We start from the raw sequence: 25620 nt of genomic DNA on the forward strand, positions 1-25620 counted from the left end.
GGTTAAACCGTGGCTTAGCATACCTATAGAGGTAGCATCAGCAGCTAGCCTCCGCCATAGCGATCAAGCATCAAACGGTCAGCGACGTTTGCCAAAATTAACTATGCCTTATCAGTGCGACCTTAGCCCTAGCCAAAAGATATATCTTGACAACCCCGGTACCGCCACTCTTATTACCTTGGTCAACAGTGGTCCTGGTCAGCAGCAGCAGTCTAGCACTCAGGTGCAAACCGGCCCCTGGACAGAAGCACCCCAAATCGTCTTGGGCTCTGGCGGCAGACTGATTCGCTGTGTTGCCGCCCAGGGCGTGTTTATTTGGCAGGTGCAGGGCATGCAGATTGAGACAACTCATGCGGCCGCTTGGCCTGGCGATCGGGCAACGCCCATGCAAGTTACCGCCGTGAGTCTCACCTCACCTATGCAGCCTATGCAACCTATGCAACCCATGAAAATGGGTGATATGGACATGTCTGCTCAGCCAATGACTATGCGTATGGGCACTATGTCCCTGGGTTTAGGCAACACCAATACCCAAACAGACAAGCAAAAATTTTGCACCCAATGCGGAGCAGCGGTTGACGCTAGCGATCGCTTCTGTGGTAGCTGCGGTCATCAGCTGCGGTAGCACCCCCAGATACGCTAAAAACGTCTCAGGAGACAATTCTTCCCCAAGACGTTTTTAGATGAAGCTCACAGTTCCTAGAGACTGGACTGGGTCTTACCCAGATTGCCCAAAGACATTTCGATAGTCCTAGACAGGTTTCGTGCGCTCGAGTCGTGCCGCTTTCTCGCTGTCATCGGCAAAGAATGTTGCGTAGAACCACCCCGCCAGCAGAGCGCCCAAAATAGGAGCAACCCAGAACAACCATAGCTGAGCAACCAGCGGTCCACCCACAAACAGCGCCGGGCCAGTACTGCGGGCCGGGTTAACGGAGGTGTTGGTCACCGGAATGCTAATCAGGTGAATTAACGTTAGGGCCAGACCAATGGCTACTGGTGCCAAACCAACCGGAGCCCGAAAGTCGGTGGCACCAAGGATGATCATCAAGAAGAAGAAGGTCATCACCACTTCGCACACCAAGCAGGCCAACAGGCTAAAGCCGCCGGGAGAATGGACACCAAACCCATTGGTCGCCAGGGGGTTGCCCACCGAAGGATCGATCACAAAATCGGATTGCCCGGTAGCGATGAGATAGATAATGCCGGCACCTACCACAGCACCCAACACCTGGGACACAATATAGGGCAGCAGCTCTCCTCCTGGGAAACGCCCCGCTGCCCACAGACCAAAGGACACTGCCGGATTGAGGTGGCAACCCGAGATATGGCCAATGGCATAGGCCATGGTTAATACGGTTAAACCAAAGGCAAGGGATACGCCCAGAAACCCAATACCTAAATCGAAGGCTCCACTGCCATCTAAAAACTGACCTGCCAGCACAGCGCTACCGCAGCCGCCCAGCACCAACCACAACGTACCCAAAAACTCAGCCACACAACGCTTTGTGAGGGGCATTGTTCACCACTCCTATCAACGATTTTTCTGTCAATTAGTGTTGCCTGATACAGATTTGGATCAGCCACTAAAACCTCAAGGCAACAGTACCGCAAGACTATAAGAGTTTTATAAGTCTCAAGCGCTATAACCTTGCTCGGCTCGCTACGCCAATTGCCCCAGCCTGCTACCCTGGGGTAGGTGCTTTGCTCTGATCACAATCACTAGAGCTACCCAGTATCAGCTTTTTATGCCTTAGGGATAGTAGGAAACAGCGCTCATTATGGGAATGCAAGTCTGGCCAGGTCGTCCCCACCCCCTAGGGGCCACCTGGGATGGCACGGGTACAAACTTCGCCCTGTTTTCAGAAAATGCCACGGCCGTCGAGATCTGTCTCTTTGACGCTGGCAATCAAGAAATCCGTGTTCCTCTCATTGAGGTCGATAACTTTGTCTGGCACGGTTACCTAGTCGGGGTAAAGCCAGGCCAGCGCTATGGTTTTCGGGTGCACGGCCCTCACGACCCTGAGGCAGGGCAGCGTTTTAATCCCCACAAACTGTTGATTGATCCCTATGCCAAGGCACTGGATGGGGATGTGCAGTTCGATCCAGCCATTTTTGGCTACGATATCGAGTCCAGCGACGATCTTGAGCGCCTCGATCTGTCGTTCTCTCAGATCGATAGTGCACCCTATATGCCCAAGGCGATCGTGGTTGACCCAGCCTTTGACTGGGAGGGCGATCGCTCTCCCGATACCCCCTGGCATCGCACCATCATCTATGAGACCCACGTTAAAGGGCTCACCCAACAGCATCCCCAGGTGCCGACAGAGCTGCGAGGTACCTACGCTGGGCTAGCCCATCCCGCCATTATCGATCACCTGACTCACTTAGGCATTACCGCCGTCGAGTTATTGCCGGTGCATCACTTCCACGCCTACCCAGGGCACCTGGCCAATACCGGACTGCGCAATTACTGGGGCTACGACTCACTCAACTACTTTTCTCCCTACGGTGGCTACAGCAGTGCTGGCCAGCATGGCGAACAGGTGAACGAGTTCAAGTCCATGGTCAAAGCTCTTCACCAGGCGGGTATTGAGGTCATCTTAGATGTGGTCTACAACCACACTGGGGAAGGCAGCCACCTGGGGCCAACCCTTAGCCTGCGAGGTATCGATAACGCCGCCTACTATCGCCTAGTTGAAGATGCCCCCCGCTACTACATGGACTTCACTGGCTGCGGCAATTCCCTCAACGTCAGGCATCCCCAAATTCTCAAGCTGATTATGGACAGCTTGAGATACTGGGTGCTCGAAATGCACGTTGACGGCTTCCGGTTTGATCTGGCCTCGGCGCTGGCCCGCGAATTGTACGAAGTAGACAGCTTGGCTGCGTTCTTCGACATCATCCACCAAGACCCGGTGTTATCGACCATTAAACTCATCGCCGAGCCCTGGGATCTTGGCGAAGGCGGCTATCAAGTCGGCAACTTTCCGCTGCTGTGGTCAGAGTGGAACGGCAAGTACCGTGACTCCATGCGCGACTTTTGGCGCGACCACGATTGCCGGTTGGGCGAGTTTGCATTTCGCATTACGGGCAGCTCCGACCTGTACCAGGCCAACGGCAAGCGTCCCCATGCCAGCATCAATTTCATCACCTGCCATGACGGCTTTACCCTACGGGATCTCGTCAGCTATAACGAAAAGCACAACCTGGCCAACCACGAAAACAACCGCGACGGCGAAAGCTACAACCGCTCCTGGAACTGTGGGGCCGAGGGCGAAACTGAAGAACCTGAAATTTTGGCGCTGCGCCACAAGCAGCAGCGTAACCTATTGGCCACCCTGTTGCTTTCCCAGGGGGTACCCATGCTGTTGGGCGGTGACGAATTAAACCGTACTCAGCAGGGCAACAATAACACCTACTGCCAAGACAGCGAACTGTCGTGGTTTGATTGGCATTTTGACCAGGCTAGCCAAGACCTGCTGGCCTTTACCCGGCAGCTCATTCGCCTGCGTCAGGAACATCCTGTCTTTGCCCATCGCCACTGGTTTCAAGGGCGAGCCATCCATGGGTCTGGGATCCATGATATTGGTTGGTATAACCCTGACGGCAGTAAGATTACAGACCACCAGTGGCACGATGACTCTGCAAAGGCTATTGCTGTTTTTCTCAACGGCGAAGAGTTAAGGGCTTCTGATGCTAGAGGCCAGCGGCTACTAGACGACAGTTTTTTGCTATGCTTCAACGCCCAAGCTGATCTCCAGGAGTTTCAAATCCCTCCATCGGTCAAAAAGGAGCGCTGGTCTATGATTCTCAACACCAACAGCCCCGCTGGGTTTGTAGAAGACAAAGAAGTTTATCGGCCCAATGAGGCGATCGCGGTGGCAGACTTTTCCCTGGTGGTGCTCACCAGCCGCCGCACCAAACTCGCCTAGGGCCAAAGCATGCTTACCTACGAACGGATCTACGCCATTGTCCGTCATATTCCGCCGGGGCAGGTAGCCACCTATGGCCAAGTTGCCGAACTCGCGGGTCTAGTCGGTAAACCTCGCCTAGTGGGCTACGCCCTTTACCGGGTCGATATGACCCTAGACGATATCCCCTGGCAGCGAGTAATCAATGCCAAGGGTGAGGTTTCTCAGTCACCCCTGCGCAATGGCAGCGACTACATTCAGCGAGCCATGCTTGAAGACGAGGGCATTGAGTTTGACCACCGTGGTCGAATCGACATCAGCAGATACAAATGGCGCCCGCCCGAAACCGTGATCGAGCAGGCGCTAGCAGTCTTTCGAGAACAGTTAGACTAGGCTAGCCTAGTCAACGGCCACAGCCACTTCCTCTTCTTCGACATAGACCTCTTCAGGTTCATCGATCAGCTCACCGGCTTGCTCAGCCGCTTGACGACGCATCGCCTCACGGTATTTAGCAGCCATCTCTTCAGCTTTGTCGTAGACCAGGTCAGGATTTTTCACCATGTCACCGGGTTCGGGTTCAAGCTGCTTGGTCGAGAGAGAAATCCGACCACGCTCGGCATCAAGGTCGATAATCATCACCTTGATCTCGTCGTTGACGTTGAGCACGCTATGGGGCGTATCAATGTGGTCGTGGGAGATTTCAGAGATGTGCAGTAGGCCACTGACACCGCCAATATCGATAAAGGCACCGTAGGGCTTGAGGCCACGCACAGCACCCAACACCACTTCACCCACCTGAAGGCCATTCATCTTGCGCTCGACTAGAGCGCGACGGTGGCTAAGCACTAGGCGGTTGCGCTCTTCGTCTACCTCTAAAAATTTGAGGGGCAGATCTTCGCCCACCAAATCTTCTTTGGGCTTGCGAGTGCTGATGTGAGAGCCGGGAATAAAGCCACGTAGACCCTCAATCCGCACCAGAGCACCGCCTCGGTTGGTGGCAAACACCCCAGAGCGCACAGTGGCATCTTCTTGCTGAAGCTGACGCACTCGCTCCCAAGCACGCATGTACTCAATGCGGCGAATAGAGAGGGTTAGCTGACCGTCTTCGTTTTCGTCGGTGAGAATAAAGAACTCACGGGTTTCGTTGGAGCGCAGTACCTCTTCAGGGTTGTCAACCCGGTTGATCGACATTTCCTGAATCGGCAGGTAAGCGGCGGTTTTAGCACCAATGTCAATCAGGGCACCCCTAGGCTCAAGACTAAACACAGTCCCAGAAACGGTGTCGCCTGGGTTGAAGTGATAGTCGTACTGGTCTAGTAGCGCAGCAAAGTCTTCGTGTGTAAACCCGATGTCAGCGTCCTTTACGTCCTGATTGAGCATGCTAGTGTTGTCCTATTATTTCTCCGTAATACTGCGGTTTCCTTGCAGACGTACAAAACAATCAACTCAGATATGTGACAGCCCAAACCCCACGCGCTAGCGTGCTGGCGTAGACAGCCCCGATAAACCCACAGGATTAAAATTATAGCCGAAGACAAGCTGTTCTTGATCGCCAGCCACGAGGATTGGGGTGAACCAACGGCGGAAGAGGCGGCGATTCAGTTTTAGATCAATTAGGCAGAAACCACTAGGCCGATATCACATAAGTTGATGGCTGACTGTTTTCGGCTCCGCCAGTAGGGCGATCGCCCCGGCCATCCTGAAGTTGACTGAGGGTTTCGGCAAAATCGCGAATACCCTGAAACTGCCGATATACCGAGGCAAACCGGACAAAGGCAACCTCATTCATTGCCTGGAGTTTAATCAGCACCATCTCACCAATCTCGGCACTGGTTACCTCGCGGGTAGCTCGCTGCTGGAGATCGGCCTCAATGTCATCGACAATCGCCTCCATGGACAGGGACGACACGGGCGTTTTTTCGCAGGCGCGTACAATGCCTCGGAGCAACTTGGAACGTTCAAATAGTTCTCGATCATCACTGCGTTTGACCACAGTAACGGGTACATACTCAATACGCTCGTAGGTGGTGAATCGACGTTCGCAACGCAAACACTCCCGCCGTCGTCGAATGCTGCGCCCGGCCTCCGCCGATCGCGACTCTAGGACTCGGTTGTTTAAATGCTGACAGAACGGACAATGCATAGACACACTCCCAATGGGAGAAAAGTTGACCCCTGCCTCGATGCGTGATCGATAGCGTTGGTAAAAAAATAAAGGCAAACTCTCCCAATACAGGGAAGGCTTGCCTCTATATTAATTAAATTGTGAGAAAACAATCGAAATGATTCAGAAGTTTCGCTTAAATTGCGCGAACTTTGAATCGTTGGACTGTCTTAGGGACTAATCCGCTAGGGCTAGTCTTTGGGAATGCGAGGGGGTTCGCGAAAGGCAATAGCAAAGAACAGAGTGCCAATAATGCAGGCGAAAATGAAGATGTAAGCGACAGCTTCCATGGTTAAAAGGCTCCTACTCGACCAGGTTATCTTCAGTTTACAAGTATTTAGAAGTAAAGTGCCCGACGGGTGAAAGTCTGGATTCAACCGCCGGGCAACTTAACTCAAGCGAAACTAAACTGTTTCTTCTTTGCGGGTGGAGGTATCGCCCACCTTCTGGAAGAAGCCCCATTCCACCTGCTCGGCAGATAGGTCGGGGTCAACCCCAGCAAACACATCGCGGAACAGAGTACGAGACCCGTGCCAGATGTGACCGAAGAAGAACAGCAGCGCAAACACCGCATGACCGTAGGTAAACCAGCCACGAGTACTGGTGCGGAACACCCCGTCGGAGCCGAGGGTTTCGCGGTCGAACTCAAAGGGTTCACCTAGCTGTGCCTTACGGGCATAGCGCTTGACTAAAGCCGGCTCAGTGATAGTTTGACCACCCAAGTCGCCGCCGTAGAAGGTAGCGGTGACACCAGTCTGCTCAAAGCTGTACTTAGACTCAGCCCGACGGAAGGGAATGTCAGCACGGACGACGCCATCTTTATCGACCAGCACCACGGGGAAGGTTTCAAAGAAGTTGGGCAGGCGGCGCACAAACAGTTCGCGACCTTCCTTATCTTTGAATACGGGGTGACCCAGCCAGCCCTCGGCGATACCATCACCTTGAACCATGGGGCCAACCCGGAATAGACCACCTTTCGCGGGGCTGTTGCCGACGTAGTCGTAGAATGCCAGCTTTTCAGGAATACCGGCGTAGGCATCGGCCAGGGAGTACCCGGCGTTGACATCGGCCTGTACTCGACGCTGAATTTCTTGTTTAAAGTAGTCGCCATCCCACTGGTAGCGGGTGGGGCCGAACAGCTCAATGGGGGTAGCGGCACTGCCGTACCACATGGTGCCTGCCACCACAAAGGCAGCAAAGAAAACCGCTGCAATACTGCTAGAGAGTACGGTTTCGATGTTACCCATCCGCAGGGCCTTGTAGAGGCGCTGGGGTGGACGCACCGTCAGGTGGAATAGGCCAGCAATAATGCCCACAATCCCAGCAGCGATGTGGTGAGCCACAATACCACCGGGGTTGAAGGGGTTAAAGCCTGCAGAACCCCACTCGGGCGCAACCCCCTGCACATGGCCGGTCAGACCGTAGGGGTCAGATACCCACATGCCTGGCCCCCAGAGGCCAGTGAGGTGGAAAGCTCCAAAGCCAAAGCAGAGGAGGCCCGACAGAAACAGGTGAATACCAAACATCTTGGGCAAATCCAGCGCCGGTTCTCCGGTGCGAGGATCGCGGAATAGGTCTAGATCCCAATAGACCCAGTGCCAGCAGGCGGCTAGAAACAGCAGACCCGACAACACGATGTGGGCAGCAGCTACGCCTTCAAATGACCAAAAACCAGGGTTGACAGCGGTTGCGCCAGTGACGCTCCAGCCGCCCCACGACTCAGTGACGCCGAGCCGAGCCATAAAGGGCAGCACAAACATGCCCTGCCGCCACATGGGGTTCAGTACGGGGTCACTGGGGTCAAAGGTGGATAGTTCGAACAGGGCCATCGAGCCGGCCCAGCCAGCTACCAGAGCCGTATGCATCAGGTGTACAGCAATCAGTCGCCCGGGATCGTTAACGACGACCGTATGTACCCGGTACCAGGGTAGTCCCATTGACTACGCTCCTCCTCTAGGTAAAACAATGTTGTTTTGTGGAATTGTCTTAAGCATGCCAGATACTGATTAGCCTATCAGAATCGGGCTCTCAGAATTGCCCCAATTAACCCCATCGTCCCGGTGTGCCTCGATAGACACCGCCATTGTTTGGATGGTGAATCATTTGGTACAGATGAGATGTAACAATGAAATTACTTAACGAAGTGTAACCAGTCCGAATTTCCCTCGCAACTAGGTTGGACCGTTGTCGGGGGCGATCGCCAGCAGCTACGGTACGGAGGCACCTTGGTCTAACGGCTAAAGGCTTGATCTACCGCCATTATTGACGCAGAACGCAAAGGAGATTCCCTTGATGGCCAATGTTAAGTTTGTTAACGAAGACACAGAGATCACCATGGCCGACGGGGCCAACCTGCGTTTTAAGGCTCTGGAAAACCGCATCGACATCTATACCTTTAGCGGCAAGTTGATGAACTGTGGTGGCTACGGGCAGTGTGGCACCTGTGTGGTGGATGTTGTTGCCGGTGGCGAAAATCTGTCTCCTCGCACTCAGGTAGAAGAGCGCAAGCTTAAGAAATGGCCCTCTAGCTGCCGCTTGGCCTGCCAAACCACGGTGCATGGGCCGGTTTCCGTTGTGACTAAGCCCAACCGCAAGGCTAAGGCGTCTGCTTAAAGCTTTTCAAAGTACCTAGGCTTGCCAGGGGAGCTTTGACCAACCACTACGTTTCGTATCGGCTAGAGTGATATTCTAAGGGCGTTAGGTCTTTGGGCAGTGCAGGCGTTAGCCAGCTAGGCCAAGTGGGGTTTGGGGGCTGAGGCTCTGCCGATACCAAAGGACTAATGCGACGTTGTTGGGTTGAGAGTAGAGGCAAGCATGGAAGTTAATAAACTTGGCTTTGTGGCCAGCATTCTCTTTGTTCTGGTACCGACGGTTTTTCTGCTGATTCTGTACATTCAAACCTCAAGTAAGCAAACCGGCTCCTAAGCCCCTGGCCTGGAAGCTCGATGTAGCTGCTTAGATGAGCGGTATAGGGATGAGAGCAGTTTGGCCTCAGGGCCAAATCTATAGGGTTTAGGTGTATTCTGCGGGCGCTGGTCTGACCGGCGCTTTTTTGTAGGCTGAGTTTATTTTGGCGGCCTTTGACAGCGTCCGCAATCGCGATCGCACATCCTTGATTAAACCAATGACGTACTGTTTAGGCATTTTGGTAAAAGACGGGCTGGTGATTGCCGCCGACTCTCGAACCAACGCTGGGGTTGACTACATTTCGTCGTATCGCAAGTTATTTGACTTCTCTAATCCCGGTGAACGGGTGATCTTGCTGTGTAGCTCGGGCAATTTGTCGATTACCCAGGCGGTGGTTCACCAGCTCAACCAAGACATTAAGCGCGACTGCGAACCCAACCTGCACAGCCTACCTACTCTGTACGATGTCGCTCGCTATTTAGGGGATAAAATTCGTACTCTGCAAGAGGCTGACCGAGCTTGGCTGGCCAAGGACAAGATCGATTTTCAGTGCAGCTTTTTGATCGGCGGTCAGGTGCGGGGAGAAGCGCCGGAGCTGTTTTTGGTCTACAGCCAGGGCAACTGCATCAAGGCTACTCCCGAGACGCCATTTTTGCAGATCGGAGAAACTAAGTACGGCAAGCCCATTTTAGATAGAACGCTGGGGTTTGACGTGCCCCTCGATGCGGTGGCCAAGTGCGCCCTGCTCTCGATCGACTCGACCATGCGCTCGAACCTGTCGGTGGGGCCACCCATTCATATGGTGCTGTATCAGACCGATAGTTTTGAGGTGCGTCATCGAGCCCAGTTTCAAGCGGGTGATCCGTACTTGATCAAAATGCGCAAACACTGGGAAGTAGCCTTGCGAGAGGCCTCAGCCAGCATGCCCGATATTTCTTGGAACCAGGACGGCACAATGCCTCCCCTGGGCATTGCTGATTTGGGAGAAACCTAGGCGTAGCAAGCTAAGCCACAAAAAAGGAGCCGCCAGCGGCTCCTTTTTTGATCTTGATTTTGATCGTGACGGGTGAGGATGGCAAGACTATTCTGCCTGGGGCGTTTCAGCGGGGGGTTGGTTTGGATCAGCCTGGGGGTTAGGCGCAGTACCCGGTTGAAATGGGTTGTTTAATTCCACGTTAATTTGAGGCGGTTCTGCTGAGCTAGGCGCAGGCACCACTTCTTGAGTGCGTTCGATGGTGCGCTCAATGATGGTGGTCTCGTTGGTAGGGGGCTCTGGGGCAGTGGTGGCTGGAGTAGTGGTGGCAGGGGTAGGATTTGTAGTGCCTTGACCTGTGCCAGCTTCGTTGTTGTAGAGATAGAGTACGCCGCCAAAGATTGCGGCGATCGCCGCCAAAATAAAGCCCAGCACGACGCCGGTAGACACGCCGTTGTCAGCTCGCAGCCGAGCGTTTTCTTCGTAGACTCGGGCCTCAGCAGCGCGACGGCGATCGCGCTCTAGCTGCTCTGCCGACTTGCCTCGCACATAGCCGTCACGGTAGGCAATTTCGTTTTGGGTAGCAGGGCGAGTATTAACGGAAGATTCAAGATCCCGATTATTGGGATCAATATTTCGAGTAGACATAGTTTTGTCCTCCCACAGTGAAGGTATTAGCTAAAGGCGTTTGTGATTGTGTAGATGCCTTCTAAACTGTGCTCACTGTAACAACGGGAGGGAGGTAACTTTCTATACCAAGGGATGGAATTCAGGGGAGTAGATTAGTAGCCTGGTGTATCCATCTAAAGAAAGGTGATGCTCTTTTGGAGCGCAATTGAACCTCAAGCTCAGTTCTTTTTGCGAAGGCCCTTAACTACAAGCCCTTAGCAAGAGAACGTATGCATTTAAGTTTCGCGGATTAGCCGTACCTAATTGCCCTGGGTAACGTTGTAGATTTGATAGCGCTCTTCAATCAGGCGATCGACATCCTCGGCGGCCAGACGCTTAACGTAGTTGAGCTTAAATTCTTCGAGGAAATTCACCACCAAGGCTTCCAGTTCCTCAATGTTTTCATTTTCCTTGAGCTGAATTTTGAACGTTTCGGTGAGTTTGTCGATTAGCGCCTGGGTTTTCTCACCACCGGCCTGGTTTTCGAGGGATCCTTTAACCGCGCTATAGAGGTTAGCCGATAGTTGGGCGACCACCTGCTGGGCCACCTGGTCGGGCAGGTTACCAATACCAGGGAGTTGCCGAAACCCCTGGTAACCGGGAGCCCGGTCAAAGGCTTGAGTGACGGTGTGCTTGAGCAGATCATCGACTTCTGGCTTGACCTGGGGCAGCACGTTATAGACCGTCAGGGCGGCCAGGCGTTGGGCCAGCACCTCAAGATCGTTCATGCCGCTGACATCGATATAGCGCCGGTTTGAGGCCGGTTCGAGCAGGGTCTGAGTTAGGCTACCGTCGCGAATGAGCGCCTGCATCTGGTCAATAATGCGCAGTACCACGATCTCGGTGACTTCTACGGCTACCTGACTGATCACAAATCGGCTAATGCTGTTCTGAATGGGGTCGAGGTTAATTAAATTCGACTGGTTGATGCGAATGGTGGTAGGGATCAGGCGAGACAGCGCTAACCAGGGCAACCTCAGGGCGCTAAAGGGAATGATCAGCAGCAGGTCGTACCAGCGCCAGAGCATGGCATCGCGCCAGGTGAAGTTTTTATAGCGGCGATCGAGGTAGATACTGCGGGCCAGTAGCTCTAAGCCAAACAGCAGGTTAAACCAAATATCGATGCGCCAGAAGCGGTCTTTAAAGCCCCCATGAACGGCGATGTGGCGAAAAAAATTAGTCTCCATTAAGGGGCGAATTTCGCTGTTGAAAAACGCGATCTCTGTGGGGAAGCCCGCCTGGCCCAAGTGAGCAACTTCCCAAAATTCGGTAAACGCGTCGGTGGCAGATTCATTGTCCATGCGATCGCGCATATTGTTCTTAATCCGTTCCAGGTTGCCTGACCGATTGGCGATTTGAAAAGGATTTTCAGCAATCATGGCGGCACTTTGCTGCTGGAGATCGGCCAAGATCGCCTGGGCCGCTGGGGAGGTCAGCCCGGTTTGTGACACCTGTTGCTCGAGTTGATCGACGGTTGCTAAGTAGTTGGCGGTAAATCGGTGAGGTTCAATGCCTTTAAAGGTTTCACCGTACCAAGTTGTCAACTCGGGCAAAAACCGCAGGTATAAATCGCGCAGCGGAATATAGCTGAGATCGCCAATCACCAACGCCAGGTTAAGCAGCGCCACTGTGGCCATGAGGCGCTCAAACCAAAGCGATTTGGTGCGGCGGGCATCGAACTTAGAAAATTCGCGGCGGTTAGCCGATTTGCGGGGGCGAGATAGGGCAGCCATAGTCGCGGACTCAAGTGCATTCCTCTGCAACAATGCCTGGTCTTCGGCCTTTTGTCATCCTTACCAAGCTGGTTCTGCTCAGATTCGCTACCATCATTATTAACATTTGTTTACAAGGCTGTTCGCGAACCTCCTATGACCGCCGCCCTTTCTTCCTCCGATCGCTCCCAACTCACCTATTGGCCCTGGCGTGACCAGGCGATTCACTACGTCGTAGCCGGGGATGCTCACGATTCCCGGCCCCCTCTGCTGCTGGTCCATGGGTTCGGTGCCTCGACCGACCACTGGCGCAAAAATATTGAGGGGCTCAGGGCCGACTTTCAGGTGTGGGCGATTGATCTGCTTGGCTTTGGGCGATCGGCTAAGCCCGACTGGCAGTACAGCGGTGACCTGTGGCAAGCTCAACTCCACGAGTTCATTACTGAGGTGATTGGTCGCCCGGTGGTGCTGGCGGGCAATTCTTTGGGGGGCTATGCGTCGCTCTGCGTAGCGGCCAACCACCCCGAATCTGCTGCTGGGCTGGTGCTGCTCAACAGTGCCGGGCCGTTTTCTACCCCGGCACAAACCCCGCCCCCGCCCCCCAACCCGATCGCCAAAGCTATTCAATCGCTCATGCTTCAGCCCCTGCCCAGTTGGCTGCTGTTTCAGTACGTGCGCCAGCCCGCCACCATTCGCCGCACCCTCAAGCAGGTGTACCTGGACCAAACTGCGATCACCGACCAACTGGTCGAAGACATTCGCCGTCCCGCCCTCGACCCTGGTGCCCCCAGAGTATTTGCCTCGGTGTTTAAGTCGCGCCAGGGCGAAAAGGTCGATGAACTGCTGCAAAAGCTCTCTTGCCCCCTGCTGATGCTCTGGGGCGAAGGCGACCCCTGGATGAACTGCCGGGCGAAAGGGGCCCAGTTTCGTCAGTACTATCCCGCTCTGAGCGAACATTACCTGCAAGCGGGCCACTGCCCCCATGACGAGGTGCCTGACCAGGTGAACGGGCTACTGCGCGAGTGGGTATTGGGAACGGTAGGTGTGCGGGTGGATGAGATGGCGGGTGGATGAGATGGCGTGGGGGGCTTGGCCTAGTAGGCTGGATTTTAGGGAGACAGCTGAGCTTCTAGGGCTGGCAGATCGGCTTTGAGAAAGACGGCCATGCGGCCTAAGTAGGCGGTACCGGCGCGATCGTAGGCGATCTCTTGCCAGTAGGCAAAGCGATCGCCCTCGCGCAATTCTCCCCGGAGCACTACGTTCTCGCCAGGAGCCGGTCTAGCGCCCCGAGGGGGATAGCGCAGTAGCACTGCGGCCTGTCGGTAGTCATTAAAAATTTCTTGCCCATAGATCGCTCGCAGCGACTCGTCGAGGCGCTCTGGCGTGATCGGGTTAGCGTGGTCCACAACGCTAAAGCGCTCGGTGCGAATCTGGCGACGGTCGATGGCAGGGCTGACGCCGCTGACCGGAAACACCGATGCCTGAAAAGTGAACCGTTGCCCCGGTGCAATTAAACGATTGATCGCCAGTCGCTCTCTGGCCGCAGGGCGTAGGGTAGTGTTGTTGCGAATCCAGGTTTCGGCCAGGGTAGTGGTCTGGCCCGGAATTGCCCAGGTCGGTTGAGCTGCGATCGCAAGAGCGGCCAGGGTTAGAGAGCTACTCCTTACCATTGCCCAGCTCAGCCCACGCCTAAACCCTATTGCCATCGCCCTACCTCTCAAGGAACCCGTGCCCGATGATAACAACTCTGGACTAGAACGAATCAACAGAATGCCCCGGTGGATGATCTCCATCGGGGCATTCTATGAGGCAGGTTAAGGGGGCGATCGCCTAGCAGGTCATGCCCAAAGACAGGCTGTGCTATAGACGCCTAGTATTCAGGCACCGAGGGATCAACCTCTCGGCTCCAGGCCGCGATGCCGCCTTTCACATTGGTGCCCTCAATGCCGTGCTGCTTGAGAATGCCCAGGGCCTTAGCCGATCGCCCACCCATCTTGCAATGCACAATCAGCCGGTGGCCGTTCGCTAGACTTTTTACTTTGTCGACGCCATCGCCGTTCTCAATGTCGGGCAGAGGTACCAGCACAGAGCCGGGGATGCGGGCAATTTCGTACTCGTTGGGGTTGCGAACATCGAGCAGCACCACGTTGTCGTCGCCGCTGTCGAGCACCTGTTTAAGTTCGGCAACAGTCATTTCAGCGATCTCAGCCAACTCCTTCTCTGCCTCCATACGCGCCTGGGGAATACCGCAAAATTCTTCGTAATCGATCAGCCCTTCGATCACCGGACGCACTGGGTTAGGACGCAGCTTTAGCTCTCTAAAGGTCATTTCTAGAGCGTTATAGAGCAGCAGCCGACCGCTGAGGGTTTTGCCTGTGCCCAAAATGACTTTAATGGTCTCGTTCGCCTGAATCACGCCGATGATGCCCGGCAGCACGCCCAATACACCGCCCTCAGCACAGGAGGGCACCAGCCCCGGCGGCGGCGGCTCGGGGTAGAGATCGCGGTAGTTGGGGCCGTCTTGGTAGTTGAAGACTGTGGCCTGGCCCTCAAACCGGAAGATCGAACCGTAAACGTTGGGCTTGTTCAGCAGTACGCAGGCGTCGTTGACCAGGTAGCGGGTGGGGAAGTTGTCGGTGCCGTCAACTACCACATCGTAGGGTTCGAAAATGCCCAGAGCGTTTTCGGCGCTGAGGCGAGTCTCGTAGAGGTCGACCTGGCAGTGGGGGTTAATTTCGAGAATGCGGCTTTTGGCCGACTCAATCTTGGGTTTGCCCACCCACGACTCACTATGAATCACCTGGCGGTGCAGGTTTGACTGATCGACTGTGTCAAAATCGACAATGCCAATGCGGCCAATGCCGGCGGCGGCCAAATACAGCAACAGCGGCGACCCTAAGCCCCCCGTGCCTACACAGAGCACGCTGGCGGCCTTGAGCTTTTTCTGCCCGTCGAGGCCCACCTCCGGCAGAATAATGTGGCGGGAGTAGCGCTCGTACTCCTCTTTAGTTAGCTGAATGTCGTCCAGGTTTGGGTTGAGCATGGCCTCGGCAGAAAAAGTGTGGCGGTAAAAACAAAAAACGGCCTGGGGCACGACCGCTTTTTACATCATTTCAGCTTAGGACAAGAATGGGGCTTTGTTGGCAGATGATCCAATCATTTTCACAGGCTCAGGCTGAAACTGATGTTGGCCGTCGAGTCGCCAGCTTTTGAGGTCAACGACTTGGCCCTGTCTCACTGAAGCAATGATATAGGAGTAAACGGGCCAGGCTAGGGTGCGATCGCACTCCGATGGAATCGCTGGGTGGTCTGGGTGAGAATGGTAAATACCCACGATCTCCAGCCCCTGCTCTCTAGTCGAGCGCTGGACTTGCAGCATCACTGCCGGATCGATCCAGTAGCGATCGCCAACACTATGAGCCTCACCAGGGGCCTGACTATCCTGCCCCTGGGCATCGGTGTAGCTCAACAGCGAGGGCTCCCAGGCGTTGTCTGTGGCCACCACCGCCGTCACCACTCGATGGGTTTCTATCGCTGGGGCAGAGCCCATAGTTGCGGCAAAAAACCGCTGCCCCACCAGCAGGCCGCAGCACTCCTGGGGGTAGCTAGCCGCCGCCGCTCGGGCGATCGCCTGGAGACAATCTGAAGCTATCCGCAGTTCAGCCATGAGGTCGCCCGTGGCACTATAGGCTCCCCTAGAGCCCCTCGGGGCTGTCTAGATTGCTGATTGAACGCTCTAGGCGGGCCAGGGCGCGGTTGTAGTTGAGCACCGCCGTCACCAGGTTACCCTCAGCTTCGGTGAGATCGCGAATGGCATTGATCACCTCTAGCTGAGTGCCAACCCCCGCATTAAACCGCAGGTTAGCCAGATCCAGCGCCTCAATGGCCTGGTTCACCGCCACAGACGCGGTATCAATATTAGACTGGTTGGCCACGAGGGTGTAATAGGCCTCTTCTACCTCAATGCGAATGGTGTTGCGAGCGTCTTCAAACTCGGCCTCATCGATTTGAATATCGACCTCGCTCTGAGCCGCCCTGGCCCTGGCCCCACCGCCGTCAAACAGCCGCCAGTTGAGCTGTGCCCCCACCGAGAACCCATCATTGATACTAGAGCCCACCCCGGTGGTCGACGTCAGCAAGCTTTGCACCCCGTACTGGCCAAAGACACCCAAACGGGGCCGCAGGGCCGCCAGATTAGCCTGGCGCTGGGCCTCGTTGAATTCTCGCTGAACCAAAAACTGCTCTAGCTCAGCCCGATTTTGGTAAGCCAGCACAATGCTTTCTTCTAGCGAGAGCGGCCAAGCCCCAGCAATATTGACAGCCAAGGTAGTGAGATCGATGGAGGGCTGAATATTGAGCCGACGAGCCAGCTGCCGCTGGGAAATTTGCCGCTGGCTCAGGGCCTGGGTCAAGGTTTGGCGAGCATTGGCCACCTGCACCTCGGCTTGCAGCACGTCAAAGCGGGTTCCTACCCCGACTTCTTCGCGCAGCTGCGTGTCGCTGAGGTTGCGCTCGGCGGCGGTTAAAAACGCCTGATTGATGCGAATTTGCTCGATCGCCTCCTGCACCGCATAGTAGTCAGTAATGGTGGCTAGCCGCAGTTCTTCGCGGGTTTGCTCTACCTGAATCTCAGCCAGACGCACCTGCCGCTCGGCTGACCGAATGCGGGCCGCTCGCTCCCCAGATAAGCCCAGATCGTACTCGGTTCTGAGGTTGCCTGAGAGGGTGGTGCTGGTAGAGTCACCGCCGCCCCCCAGCCCCCCGCCGGGAGAAGATTGATTAGTGGTTGTGAGGCTGCTGCCGAGGTCTAGGGTGGGCAGCAGCGAAGACCGCTCTGCCCGTAGCCCTGCCTGGGTGCGATCGAGCTGGAGCAGCGCAATTCGCAGCTGCTCACTGTTGCGGTAGGCCAAATCAATCGCCGTCTCTAGAGAAAGCGGCTGAGTCCCTAGGATCTCAACTTCCTCTGGGCGGGTAGGCACCAGCAGCGGATTGGGATCAGGTTCTAGATAATCGGGCGGCGTTTCAAACCCCTGCTCAGTAGGGCGCTCCGACTGGGGCAAAGCAGGTCCGGTCCGCTGTCCTTGTCTAAGGGGGGTCGATCCCTCGCTATCGACAGATAAGGGCAACGCTTCCTCGCCGGGCTCCAACCCCAAGGTATTGACTTCGCGGGGCATCCTATTAGTCTCAACCGAGGGAAATGTAGGACTATCTAAAGCCTCAGATTCGACCTGGGCAAGGTTGGCCTCCGACGATGCTTCAGTCGAGGTGAGCGAATCAGGGGCAGCCAGCCCCGCCGTCGCCCAACCCGATAGAGTAATGCCCAAGCTTAGCGGTATAAGACAACGGCAGTAGGAGTAAAGCATAGGCACCATGGGCTATCACTAGCAAAATCGAGTCACCAACGGGAAAAATGGAAATTTTCTACCCCTAGCTTTTTAGCATATCGGCATCTGACCTAAGCTCACCTGGCTCAACGCAATCTATACCCTCAGGCACAGGCGAAATTATTCCCCTAGCCAGAAGAATTGATCAAAGAATTTTCAGTTCATAGCTTAACAAACTAAACGGTTTAGTACAATCAATTGGGTGCCCAGTACCCTGCCGCAGGCTGCAAATCAGCAAACGGCTGCTGGGGTAGCTCGCCGCAGCAGGCCATGATCAGAGCGTCTGTGTCATCCACGGGCAGGATTGGGCAACCGAGGCGTTGGCTGACCTCAGCCACGCTCATGTCGTCGAGAAATAATGTTGCTTGGGGATCGCCCGAGTCGCTGGGCTTGAGCATGACTGAGGGCAGCAATAGGGCATCGCCTAGGGGGTGGGGCTGAGACGGGTCACTGGGCAGGTCGGACAACGCAAGCAGCAGGTCATGGCCTGTCAAGAGTCCTGTTACCGTTAGGTCGCGCCCCCAATAGTCGCTGGCTAAAGCCGCTAGGCGCACGGTCAACCCCTCTACCCGATTGAGGCGGTCAACCATGGGCTGAAAGGCATGTTCGACAGCATTGCCGACCACCCAGGTCAGGGTGCGGGGCGGACTTACCGCTGTTGGTAGGAGTGCCGCCGCCGACTGCTCAAACGCCTTCAAAAACTGACGAATAGAGCCTACCCCATTGCCCAGCTGAGGATAGTCTTCGTAGTGGCTTTCGGTGGGCACGTTCTGCTGGGCGATCAAAAACCACTCGTCGGCCAGCCATACAAAATTGGTGCCGAAGCGCTGCTGGCAATCGGCTTGGAAGGCCTGCACCTGGGCAATCACCTGCTGAGCCTGGGCCGGGCTAACCGGGCTCAACTCATCCCCGGGTGGCCGAAACCGGGTCAATCCTACGGGCACCACCGCTGCTGAGGCGACCGCAGGTATCTCGCCCTCGTGAAATCGGGCTAAATCTCGCAGGGTAGTTTGCAGGTGATCCCCATCGTTGATGCCGGGGCAGACCACCACCTGGGCGTGAATCTGCAAGCGCTGCTCCTGAAACCAGGCCAGCTGAGCTAAAATCTGCCCCGCCCGGGCGTTTTTGAGCAAGCGCGATCGCACCTCGGGCTCGGTCGCATGCACCGATACATACAGGGGCGACAGTCGCAGTTGAGCAATGCGTTCCCACTCCTGAGGCAATAGGTTGGTGAGCGTCAGATAGCTGCCGTAGAGAAAGCTGAGGCGGTAGTCGTCGTCTTTGAGATACAGGGTGCCACGCTTGCCCGGAGGCTGCTGATCGATAAAACAAAACGGGCAGGCGTTGTTGCACTGCATGAGTCCATCAAACAGCGCAGTCTCAAACTCTAAGCCCAAATCTTCGTCGATATCTTTCTCGATCTCGACCCGGTGAGTTTTACCGTGGCCATCGAGCACCTCTAAAGAGAGATCTTCGTCGGCGCAGAGAAAGCGGTAGTCAATTAAATCTCGAGGTTTTTGGCCGTTGATGGCCACGAGGGCATCCCCCGGCTCAAACCCAATCTCTTCGGCGATGGAATTGGGCAGCACGGCGGTGATGCGGGCGGGACGAATGGCCTGGGTGCCCATGGAAGTAACGGTTGAAAATCTGCCCTTCTATAGTAGAGGGTGTCGGGTATTGGGTGTTGGGTGTTGGGTGTTGGGTGCAAGGGATAGGGTGTTGGGTATGCTGTTCAGCCCTAGCCCAGACGCCATCGACAAAATGTTCCCCTCCCAGCGGCATATTGCTTAAAGGCTTGGCGTATGACCCATGGCGATCGCTGCCAAAATCGCCACCCCAAAAGCCAGTCGATACCACACAAATACCCAGGTGGTGTGGTGCTTTAGAAAACCCAGTAGCCACACAATCGACACGTAGGAGGAAATCACTGTGGCAATCAGACCGACGGTCAGTGGCATTAGGCTCACAGAGGCGGTACCGGCGTCGAAGAAGTTTCTCACCTCCACCAGACCAGCCAGCACAATAGCTGGAATCCCCATGAGAAAGGAGAAGCGAGCGGCGGTGGCCCGCTCTAGGCCCATAAACAGCCCAGCGGTGAGGGTAGAGCCAGCCCGCGACACCCCAGGAATAATCGCCAGGGCTTGGCCAAAGCCCATACCGATGCCGTCATAGAACTTGAGCGATTCAAAGGTGCGGATGCGTTTACCAAAGGTCTCGGCTACGCCTAACAGCCCGGCCATCAGAATAGAGACCATCGCAATCGTGGCGCTGCCCCGCAAAAAGGAGTTGTCAAAGTCGGGGATGAAGACTTTGACAAAGATGCCGCCCACAATCAGCGGTAGGGTACCCACTAAAATGCCCATGCCCAGGCGAAAGTCAGGGGCGTCAAAGTTGCGATCGCCTACAGCCTTGACCATGCCCGTTGTGACCTGCACCAGGTCGGCCCAGAAATACCAAAGAATGGCAGCAATGCTACCCAGCTGAATGACTGCGGTAAAGGCCACCCCAGGGTCGCCCCAGCCCAGCATGACCGGCACAATCTTGACGTGGGCCGTGCTGCTGATCGGCAAGAATTCTGTAAACCCCTGCACCACACCAATCACAATGGCTTGCCACAGTGACATATCGGTGAGCATACCGTCATCAGGGCTACTGGCCTGGGCCAACCAAGGTAGAAAGTTCACAACATTCATTGTCATACACGCAACCACAGTAAATTCTGCACATAACGGAGCGGTCTCTACCGCAGCTGGGGGCAAGCCGCCACAAGCTAAGACCCGAATCTACAACCACTGACAAGCAGACTGCCTGTCAGTGGTTGTAGAACCCTTTACAAATAAATACATATACTGAAGGAGAAATTGACGACACTTGACTACCTGGCTTTGTCTGGCATTTTACGAAACCCTAAGGTAGCTCAGGGCGAGAATATAAATTCTTTGTGCAGGCTTAATACCTAGGTCAATTTCCCTAACAGAGGCCCACCTTGGTTTTTCCAAGGTCTTGGCTCCGTGCATGCCCCGGGGGGGCATGTTATGTTAACAACAGTTAACCCAGCTCTCAGGATTCCATTGAGTCTTTCTTACTCCAAAAAAGTATCTCCCACTTGGTTAGCCCCAGCCCTAGCTTGGGTTGCTAGCTCTCGGCTGCAACTTCAGGTCTTTGCCGCGTCTTTGGCTCTGGTAATTTTGCCTGTCTTTGTGCAGGCTCCCCTGGTGCGTTACTTTCCGTGGGTCAGTTTGGCCATCACTCCTTTCTGGTTAGGGTTGGGTACCTGGATGATGCAGCGCCCGAAGGGGCACCTGTGGGGAGACCTCATTGTTGGCTTTGGGTGGATTTGGCTAACGGGTTCGCTGTACTGGGGCTGGTTTCGCTGGGAGCCGGTGATGCATTTGCCAATTGAGGCGCTGGGGCTACCGATCGCATTGGTCTGTTTGCGCCAGGGCTGGGGCCGGGTGGGCAGCTACTTTTTTCTGGGGTCTTTGCTGGGTACAGCCGTTACCGATCTCTATATCAACTGGATGCACCTATTCCCCAGTTGGCGACAGCTGATGCTGACTAGCCCCGATCTGGCCCCTTTAGTGCTGCGAACCGCTAGCGCCAGCCTAGAGTCGGATGTCGCGGCCTGTCGAGCCATTGTTTTAGTCATCTTTTTGCTGGTGGCAACGGCGATCGCCTTGACTACCTCTCGACAGCTTGCCTGGTGGGCCTTTGGCGGTGCCGTTTTTAGTACCTTAATTGTCGATGGGTTGTTCTTTTTGACGGCGGCGCTGGCCTAGGTAAAGCCTAGAGTAGGCATCTCTGGCATAATAGGGGCAGCTCAGGGATACCTCGGGGATGTCTGCTGCGATCGTAGCCTACCCTGCGGGGCGATCGTGCTCTATTGCGTTTAGTCTATGGCTTCACCGTACCGCTGTGACTCTTTCCTCTGGCCCCTACCTTGCGCTTAAAACAGGTTCCGGCGATCGCCAGCTTTCGCTAGTGGGCAGCAATTATTGGACGGTAGGGCGCGGCGACGACAACAACTTTGTGTTGCCCGATCGCTGGATTTCGCGCAACCATGCCATGCTCCAGGGCACCCACGACGGCCAATTTTATCTGCTCGATTTGGGCAGTCGGAATGGCACCTTTATCAATGGTCGCCGCGTTAGTGTGCCCATGATCTTACGGGATGGCGATCTGCTGACCTTTGGCCAGACCGAGCTCCAGTTTTTCTCCCCCACCGAAGTTCCTGAAGCCGCCGATGTCATCCTTGGTGGTGCTTCTAAGCCAGACTCCACGGCCACGGCCATGCTCCATGTGCGACGGCTGATTTCCATCATGGTGGTCGATATCCGTGACTTCACCGTCCTAACTCGCCAAATCGACGAAAAGATTCTCTCCGAAGCGATTGGCACCTGGTTTCGGCGGGCTGGAGAAATCATTGGTCAGCATGGCAGCTGGGTGGACAAATACATTGGTGATGCTGTCATGGCTGTATGGATCCATGGCAAAGAAGAGGCTGACCAAGAAAGCTTAATGCAGATTTTGCAGGCGGTTAGCAACTTGGCAGAGATGACCAGCCGACTCCACGAGCAGTTTCCGCTGCCGTTCCCGCTGCGCATCGGGGCCGGCATCAATACCGGCTACGCGATGGTGGGTAACAGCGGCAGCAGCGATCGCTCCGACTATACCCCCCTGGGCGATACCGTCAATGCTGCCTTTCGGCTCGAATCTTCGACAAAGCAGCTAGGACTTGATCTGGCCATGGGCGAAACCACCTACAAGTACCTGCCAAAAGCGCAGAAGAACGACCAGCACTTTAAACAATTCACCGTCGATTTTAAGGGTTACGAAGACCCAATCACGACTCGAGCGGGCACATTCACCGACCTAAACCAGTTTTTGGCGACCCAAGCTTGATCGAACATAGTGGTGCTCATGCCTATCCCCCATAACCATGATTCGAGCAGAACAAGCCGGAGATAGTGAGGCCATTTATCGGGTCAATGCGATCGCCTTTGGTCGCCACCATGAAGCCAACCTGGTCAATCGGCTCAGAGGATTGCCCAAGTCTCTATCGTTGGTAGCCCTGGCCGATGATGCGATCGTGGGCCCTATTTGCTTCAGCCCAGTCACCATTCAAACTGTGGCAACTGCGCCGGGGTTGATACTGGGACTGGGGCCAGTGGCAGTGCTGCCAGAGCATCAGCGCCAGGGAATTGGGTCACAGCTCATAGGTCAGGGTCTAAAAGATTGCACCCTGGCGGGCGGCCAGGCGGTAGTAGTTCTGGGCGATCCAGCGTTCTATGCTCGGTTTGGGTTCATCCCGGCAGCCCAGAAGCAACTGCGGTGCGAATACACCGTGCCAGACGGGGCATTTCGGGTGCTAGAGCTGCAATCTGGAGCCTTAGAGGGGTGCCAGGGGTTGGTGCAGTATCGACCCGAGTTTGCAGACTGCGCGTAGCAAGGACGACTTAGGGCTAAGATCGGTAAGCAACTTCCTCCCTGCCAGCATGACAGCTTTTTCTACCGCTCCTTTTAGCCCCGCAGAAATCGCCTCCGAAGGCATCAAACCCGAGGAGTATGACGATATTGTGCAACGCCTGGGTCGTCACCCCAACCGCGCCGAGTTGGGCATGTTTGGGGTGATGTGGTCAGAACACTGCTGCTATAAGAACTCTCGACCTCTGCTAAAACAGTTTCCTACCGAGGGGCCACGGGTATTAGTCGGGCCTGGGGAAAACGCCGGCATCATCGACGCAGGGGATGGCCTGCGGGTAGCCTTTAAAATCGAGTCCCACAACCACCCCTCGGCGGTGGAACCCTTTCAAGGGGCCGCGACCGGAGTAGGTGGCATTCTCCGCGATATCTTCACCATGGGCGCACGCCCGATCGCCGTGCTCAATTCCCTGCGGTTTGGCGATCTAGCCGATAGCCGCACCCGTCGTCTGTGCCAGGGGGTAGTCTCCGGTATTGCCCACTACGGCAACTGTTTTGGGGTTCCCACTGTGGGTGGTGAGGTCTATTTCGATGCTGCCTACAACGGCAACCCCCTGGTCAATGCCATGGCGATCGGCATTATGGAAACCCCCGACATTGTCAAATCTGGGGCGGCAGGTTTGGGCAACCCGGTGCTCTACGTGGGGTCTACCACCGGGCGCGACGGCATGGGCGGAGCCAGTTTTGCCAGTGCCGAACTCACCGATGAATCTGAGGCCGATCGCCCCGCTGTGCAGGTGGGCGATCCCTTCCTCGAAAAATCGTTGGTAGAAGCCTGCTTAGAGGCGTTTAAGACCGGGGCGATCGTCGCGGCTCAAGACATGGGAGCGGCGGGCATCACCTGCTCTACGGCGGAAATGGCTGCCAAAGGCGGGGTCGGCATCGAGCTTGACCTCGATCTGATTCCGGTGCGCGAAACCGGCATGGTGCCCTACGAGTATCTGTTGTCAGAGTCCCAGGAGCGGATGCTGTTTGTCGTAATAGCCGGACGCGAAGCCGAAGTGATTGACATCTTCGAGCGCTGGGGTCTCCATGCGGTAGTCGCAGGCACAGTGATCGAGAAGCCGATCGTGCGGATTTTGTTCAAAGGGGGTGTGGCTGCCGAGATTCCGGCCCTAGCCCTGGCTGAAAATACACCGATCTACCACCGTGAGCTGCTGGCTACCCCCCCCGACTATGCCCAAGCCGCCTGGGCCTGGGCCGAAAATAGTCTCCCCGATTGCACTGTCGCGGGTATAGCCCTAGCCCAATCAGCGTCGGGGGCTATGTCGTGGACTGAGGTACTCCACCAACTGCTAGCCCAGCCCACGATCGCCTCTAAACAGTGGGTCTACCGCCAGTACGACCATCAAGTGCAAAACAATACGGTGCAGCGCCCCGGTCAGGGAGATGCCGCCGTCATTCGCCTGCGGCCCCTAGAAGCGGTGCCCGGCTACCAGCCAGGGGCGGTGCAGCGAGGGCTAGCCGCCACCGTAGACTGCAACGCCCGCTACGTCTACCTCAACCCCTACGAGGGAGCTAAAGCTGCCGTAGCCGAAGCCGCCCGCAACCTCAGCTGTGTCGGTGCACTGCCTTTGGCCGTGACTGACAATCTCAACTTTGGCAGTCCCGAAAAACCCATTGGCTATTGGCAACTGGCCGAAGCTTGCCGCGGACTATCTGACGCCTGCCGCGAGTTTGAGACTCCCGTGACTGGCGGCAACGTCTCGCTCTATAACGAAACCGTCGACAGCCAGGGCAATCCTCAGCCCATCTACCCCACCCCCGTCGTCGGTATGGTCGGCATTATTGAAGATCTGCGCCTTACCTGTGGTCAGGGGTGGCGACAAACCGGAGACCTGATTTATCTGCTGGGGGTGCCTGTCGAAGGAGCTACGACAACTGTAGTGGAGGGGTTACCGCTGGTCACCCTGGGCGGCTCAGAGTATTTGGCAGCCGTGCATGGTCAGGCCACTGGCCAGCCCCCTGCCATTGATATGGTGCTAGAAAAGCGAGTACAGGCGGTCTGCCGTCACGGCATTGCCCAGGGGTGGGTGCAGTCTGCCCACGACTGCGCCGAGGGCGGGCTCACCGTCGCCCTGGCTGAGTCTTGCATCAGCAGCGGCCACGGGGCGGCTGTTCAACTGCCCCTAGACGCCAACTTGACCCAGCAACGGTGGGATCGGCTGCTCTTTGGAGAAGGCGGTGCCCGCATTGTGGTTTCGATCGCGCCTGAGCACCAGGCGGAGTGGGAGACCTACTTAAACGCTCAGCTGGCCGAGTCATGGCAACGGCTTGGCACGGTACAGGCCGATCGGCTGGCGATCGTCAGTCAAGATAGCCAGTCGATTATTGCTGATGCGGTTGATCGGCTAGCTCAAACCTGGCACAGCGCCATCGAGCAACGGCTAGCCGCCACTACCGAGGCCTAGCCTGTCCG

24 protein-coding genes are annotated in these 25620 nt (G+C 55.9%); 11 read left to right on the plus strand and 13 right to left on the minus strand.

Translation table 11 applies throughout. The features are described from left to right. Positions 1-103: 103 nt before the first annotated feature. Positions 104-625, plus strand: coding sequence for a zinc ribbon domain-containing protein (locus RRF56_RS18645; protein WP_317034664.1), 522 nt, complete (start codon positions 104-106; stop codon positions 623-625). A gap of 126 nt (positions 626-751) precedes the next feature. Here the strand turns inward: RRF56_RS18645 and aqpZ are convergent, their stop codons facing one another. Further along, positions 752-1516: an aquaporin Z gene (aqpZ, locus tag RRF56_RS18650; protein ID WP_317034665.1), complete on the minus strand. Its 765-nt coding sequence runs from the start codon at positions 1514-1516 to the stop codon at positions 752-754. A 262-nt stretch (positions 1517-1778) separates the two neighbouring features. Here aqpZ and glgX point away from each other — a divergent pair, with 262 nt between their 5' ends. Continuing rightward, positions 1779-3932 carry a glycogen debranching protein GlgX gene (gene glgX / locus RRF56_RS18655; protein WP_410510494.1) on the plus strand — a complete coding sequence of 718 codons (2154 nt, stop codon included), beginning with the start codon at positions 1779-1781 and terminating at the stop codon, positions 3930-3932. Positions 3933-3941: 9 nt separating this feature from the next. Continuing rightward, complete coding sequence (locus RRF56_RS18660) at positions 3942-4304, plus strand: MGMT family protein (protein ID WP_317034667.1); 363 nt, start codon at positions 3942-3944, stop codon at positions 4302-4304. A gap of 6 nt (positions 4305-4310) precedes the next feature. Here RRF56_RS18660 and RRF56_RS18665 read toward each other — a convergent pair whose 3' ends face one another. From RRF56_RS18665 to psbB, 4 genes are all read right to left on the minus strand, one after another. Then, positions 4311-5291 (minus strand): 30S ribosomal protein S1, encoded by a 981-nt coding sequence (locus RRF56_RS18665; RefSeq protein WP_317034668.1) that lies wholly within the window; start codon positions 5289-5291, stop codon positions 4311-4313. Between the two features lie 247 nt (positions 5292-5538). Continuing rightward, the gene (gene nrdR, locus RRF56_RS18670) at positions 5539-6054 is read right to left on the minus strand and encodes a transcriptional regulator NrdR (protein ID WP_317034669.1); all 516 of its coding nucleotides are present in this window, start codon (positions 6052-6054) and stop codon (positions 5539-5541) included. A gap of 212 nt (positions 6055-6266) precedes the next feature. Continuing rightward, positions 6267-6365, minus strand: coding sequence for a photosystem II reaction center protein T (locus RRF56_RS18675; protein WP_017300177.1), 99 nt, complete (start codon positions 6363-6365; stop codon positions 6267-6269). Between the two features lie 114 nt (positions 6366-6479). Then, positions 6480-8012, minus strand: a complete 1533-nt coding sequence (gene psbB / locus RRF56_RS18680; RefSeq protein WP_317034670.1) for a photosystem II chlorophyll-binding protein CP47 — start codon at positions 8010-8012, stop codon at positions 6480-6482. A 355-nt stretch (positions 8013-8367) separates the two neighbouring features. On the opposite strand from psbB, the gene RRF56_RS18685 reads away from it, so the two are divergent. From RRF56_RS18685 to RRF56_RS18695, 3 genes are all read left to right on the plus strand, one after another. Beyond that, positions 8368-8688, plus strand: coding sequence for a 2Fe-2S iron-sulfur cluster-binding protein (locus RRF56_RS18685; RefSeq protein WP_317034671.1), 321 nt, complete (start codon positions 8368-8370; stop codon positions 8686-8688). A gap of 201 nt (positions 8689-8889) precedes the next feature. Beyond that, on the plus strand, positions 8890-9000 hold the full coding sequence (gene psbM, locus RRF56_RS18690; protein ID WP_017300174.1) for a photosystem II reaction center protein PsbM: 111 nt from the start codon (positions 8890-8892) through the stop codon (positions 8998-9000). A 199-nt stretch (positions 9001-9199) separates the two neighbouring features. Further along, entirely contained in the window at positions 9200-9976 is a 777-nt protein-coding gene (locus tag RRF56_RS18695; protein WP_317034672.1) for a proteasome-type protease, read from the plus strand. 87 nt (positions 9977-10063) lie between these two features. Here the strand turns inward: RRF56_RS18695 and RRF56_RS18700 are convergent, their stop codons facing one another. After that, the gene (locus RRF56_RS18700) at positions 10064-10603 is read right to left on the minus strand and encodes a hypothetical protein (protein WP_317034673.1); all 540 of its coding nucleotides are present in this window, start codon (positions 10601-10603) and stop codon (positions 10064-10066) included. Between the two features lie 281 nt (positions 10604-10884). Next, positions 10885-12357, minus strand: coding sequence for a hypothetical protein (locus RRF56_RS18705; protein ID WP_317034674.1), 1473 nt, complete (start codon positions 12355-12357; stop codon positions 10885-10887). A gap of 135 nt (positions 12358-12492) precedes the next feature. Here RRF56_RS18705 and RRF56_RS18710 point away from each other — a divergent pair, with 135 nt between their 5' ends. Further along, entirely contained in the window at positions 12493-13410 is a 918-nt protein-coding gene (locus RRF56_RS18710; protein ID WP_317034675.1) for an alpha/beta fold hydrolase, read from the plus strand. A 35-nt stretch (positions 13411-13445) separates the two neighbouring features. Here RRF56_RS18710 and RRF56_RS18715 read toward each other — a convergent pair whose 3' ends face one another. The 6 genes from RRF56_RS18715 to RRF56_RS18740 form a co-directional block, all read right to left on the minus strand. After that, entirely contained in the window at positions 13446-14042 is a 597-nt protein-coding gene (locus tag RRF56_RS18715) for a hypothetical protein (RefSeq protein ID WP_317034676.1), read from the minus strand. A gap of 164 nt (positions 14043-14206) precedes the next feature. Further along, on the minus strand, positions 14207-15379 hold the full coding sequence (moeB, locus tag RRF56_RS18720) for a molybdopterin-synthase adenylyltransferase MoeB (protein ID WP_317038367.1): 1173 nt from the start codon (positions 15377-15379) through the stop codon (positions 14207-14209). Positions 15380-15454: 75 nt separating this feature from the next. Continuing rightward, positions 15455-16003 carry a M67 family metallopeptidase gene (locus RRF56_RS18725; protein ID WP_317034677.1) on the minus strand — a complete coding sequence of 183 codons (549 nt, stop codon included), beginning with the start codon at positions 16001-16003 and terminating at the stop codon, positions 15455-15457. A gap of 28 nt (positions 16004-16031) precedes the next feature. Continuing rightward, positions 16032-17708, minus strand: a complete 1677-nt coding sequence (locus RRF56_RS18730; protein ID WP_317034678.1) for a TolC family protein — start codon at positions 17706-17708, stop codon at positions 16032-16034. Between the two features lie 206 nt (positions 17709-17914). Then, positions 17915-19348: a TIGR03279 family radical SAM protein gene (locus tag RRF56_RS18735; protein ID WP_317034679.1), complete on the minus strand. Its 1434-nt coding sequence runs from the start codon at positions 19346-19348 to the stop codon at positions 17915-17917. A gap of 159 nt (positions 19349-19507) precedes the next feature. Next, positions 19508-20413: an undecaprenyl-diphosphate phosphatase gene (locus RRF56_RS18740; RefSeq protein ID WP_410510637.1), complete on the minus strand. Its 906-nt coding sequence runs from the start codon at positions 20411-20413 to the stop codon at positions 19508-19510. A gap of 378 nt (positions 20414-20791) precedes the next feature. Here RRF56_RS18740 and RRF56_RS18745 point away from each other — a divergent pair, with 378 nt between their 5' ends. From RRF56_RS18745 to purL, 4 genes are all read left to right on the plus strand, one after another. After that, entirely contained in the window at positions 20792-21499 is a 708-nt protein-coding gene (locus RRF56_RS18745) for a DUF3120 domain-containing protein (RefSeq protein ID WP_317034681.1), read from the plus strand. A gap of 136 nt (positions 21500-21635) precedes the next feature. Further along, positions 21636-22622, plus strand: coding sequence for an FHA domain-containing protein (locus RRF56_RS18750; protein ID WP_410510638.1), 987 nt, complete (start codon positions 21636-21638; stop codon positions 22620-22622). A gap of 37 nt (positions 22623-22659) precedes the next feature. Beyond that, positions 22660-23166, plus strand: coding sequence for an N-acetyltransferase (locus RRF56_RS18755; RefSeq protein WP_317034683.1), 507 nt, complete (start codon positions 22660-22662; stop codon positions 23164-23166). Positions 23167-23215: 49 nt separating this feature from the next. Continuing rightward, positions 23216-25612, plus strand: coding sequence for a phosphoribosylformylglycinamidine synthase subunit PurL (gene purL / locus RRF56_RS18760; protein WP_317034684.1), 2397 nt, complete (start codon positions 23216-23218; stop codon positions 25610-25612). Positions 25613-25620: the final 8 nt, after the last annotated feature.

The organism is Nodosilinea sp. E11 (assembly GCF_032813545.1).
In the GTDB taxonomy this organism is placed as follows: domain Bacteria; phylum Cyanobacteriota; class Cyanobacteriia; order Phormidesmidales; family Phormidesmidaceae; genus Nodosilinea.